Below are 2,500 nucleotides of genomic sequence, written 5' to 3' on the forward strand. Positions count from 1 at the left end.
CCGCGGCAGGCTCCAAACGCAAAACGGCCCGCGTGATGCGGGCCGTTTTTTGTTTGGTTGCGGGGACAGGATTTGAACCTGTGACCTTCAGGTTATGAGCCTGACGAGCTACCGGGCTGCTCCACCCCGCGTCAACTTTGACGGCGAATGCCGGCCGGGCAGCCCGGGCTTTTTGTTTGTCCGTCCTTGAGGCCTTTGGCCTTTGCGGGCGGACGGGGCGCTGCTCCACCCCGCGTCAACTTTTCGACAAGTCAGCGCTTAGTTAGTTCCGTCAACTGAAAGGGCCGCTTGCGCGGCCCGAGTTCCCGATTGGCGGGCCTGTTTTGTAGAGAGAAGATTTGGATTTTTGACAACGTGCGTTTTGCAGACCTGGCAGCGACCTACTCTCCCGCGTCTTGAGACGAAGTACCATCAGCGCTGGAGCGTTTCACGGCCGAGTTCGGAATGGGATCGGGTGCAGCCGCTCCGCCATAACCACCAGGTCGGCAAAGCGCACGTTGCTCGAGAAGCTTTTTGAGCGAATAGCGATGAGGGAGTAGCGAATAGGGAAGCCTATTTCTGCTCTCTCTGAGCTGTTCGCTGGTCTTTGTTGTGCCTTTACTGTTCTTTTGGTCCTGGCGCCTTTCGAAGCGAAGCTTCGCAAGGTCGACCGACCGTCGGCGCCGATGCGCCGCACCCACGTAGCGCCGCCCGCAGGGCGGAACAAGCGTGAGTGAGAACAGACCATCTGACTTTGTCAGATGGGCATAGGGAATGAGAACGATCAAGCCGATCGAACTATTAGTACCGGTAAGCTTCAAGCGTTGCCGCTCTTCCACACCCGGCCTATCAACGTGGTCGTCTTCCACGGTTCTCAGGGAATACTCGTTTTAAGGTGGGTTTCCCGCTTAGATGCCTTCAGCGGTTATCCCGTCCGGATATAGCTACCCTGCTATGCGGCTGGCGCCACAACAGGTCCACCAGAGATCCGTCCATCCCGGTCCTCTCGTACTAGGGACAGATCCTTTCAATATTCCTACACCCACGGCAGATAGGGACCGAACTGTCTCACGACGTTCTGAACCCAACTCACGTACCGCTTTAAATGGCGAACAGCCATACCCTTGGGACCTGCTCCAGCCCCAGGATGCGATGAGTCGACATCGAGGTGCCAAACAACCCCGTCGATATGGACTCTTGGGGGTCATCAGCCTGTTATCCCCGGCGTACCTTTTATCCGTTGAGCGATGGCCCTTCCACGCGGGACCACCGGATCACTATGACCGACTTTCGTCTCTGCTCGACTTGTCAGTCTCGCAGTCAGGCAGGCTTATGCCATTGCACTCAGCGAACGATTTCCGACCGTTCTGAGCCCACCATCGCGCGCCTCCGTTACTCTTTAGGAGGCGACCGCCCCAGTCAAACTACCCACCATACATTGTCCCGGACCCGGATGACGGGCCGCGGTTAGACATCCATAGTGATAAGGGTGGTATTTCAAGGGTGGCTCCACCTGAGCTGGCGCCCAGGTTTCAAAGCCTACCACCTATCCTACACATGCCACTACGAATGCCAATGTAAAGCTATAGTAAAGGTGCACGGGGTCTTTCCGTCTAACCGCAGGAACCCCGCATCTTCACGGGGAATTCAATTTCACTGAGTCTATGCTGGAGACAGCGGGGAAGTCGTTACGCCATTCGTGCAGGTCGGAACTTACCCGACAAGGAATTTCGCTACCTTAGGACCGTTATAGTTACGGCCGCCGTTTACTGGGGCTTCGATTCAGAGCTTGCACCCCTCCTCTTAACCTTCCAGCACCGGGCAGGCGTCAGACCCTATACGTCGTCTTGCGACTTCGCAGAGCCCTGTGTTTTTGATAAACAGTCGCTACCCCCTGGTCTGTGCCACCCTCCTCCACTTGCGTGGAAAAGGGTCACGCTTCTTCCGAAGTTACGCGTGCAATTTGCCGAGTTCCTTCAGCATAGTTCTCTCAAGCGCCTTGGTATACTCTACCAGTCCACCAGTGTCGGTTTCGGGTACGGTCTATAAGGAGGAGCTATTTCCTGGAACCACGCAGCAGCCCGTTCAATCCGATAAGATTGGACTACCTCAATGATCCGTCACTTCCTCCAGGCCCACGAATATTAACGTGGTTCCCATCGTCTACGCATTTCTGCCTCGACTTAGGGGCCGGCTAACCCTGCTCAGATTAGCTTTAAGCAGGAACCCTTGGACTTTCGGCGGGGGAGTCTCTCACTCCCCTTACGTTACTCATGTCAGCATTCGCACTTCTGATACCTCCACCACCCCTCACGGGTATGGCTTCATCAGCTTACAGAACGCTCCGCTACCGCTCGTGATTGCTCACGAACCCTAAGCTTCGGTGTATGGCTTGAGCCCCGTTACATTTTCGGCGCAAAGACCCTTATTTAGACCAGTGAGCTGTTACGCTTTCTTTAAATGATGGCTGCTTCTAAGCCAACATCCTGGTTGTTTTGGGATCCTCACATCCTTTCCCACT

Annotated in this window: 1 tRNA gene and 2 rRNA genes (1 of these 3 cut by a window edge); all 3 read right to left on the bottom strand. The window is 55.5% G+C overall.

The features are described 5' to 3' along the window. Positions 1–54 precede the first annotated feature (54 nt). A tRNA-Met gene (locus tag NMG70_RS28030) sits at positions 55–131 on the bottom strand. A gap of 236 nt (positions 132–367) precedes the next feature. Further along, a 5S ribosomal RNA gene (gene rrf / locus NMG70_RS28035) occupies positions 368–482 on the bottom strand. A 277-nt stretch (positions 483–759) separates the two neighbouring features. Next, positions 760–2,500, bottom strand: a 23S ribosomal RNA gene (locus tag NMG70_RS28040); it runs 1,079 nt beyond the window's last position.

Origin of the sequence: Mesorhizobium ventifaucium (genome assembly GCF_935822925.1) — a bacterium.
GTDB lineage: Bacteria > Pseudomonadota > Alphaproteobacteria > Rhizobiales > Rhizobiaceae > Mesorhizobium > Mesorhizobium ventifaucium.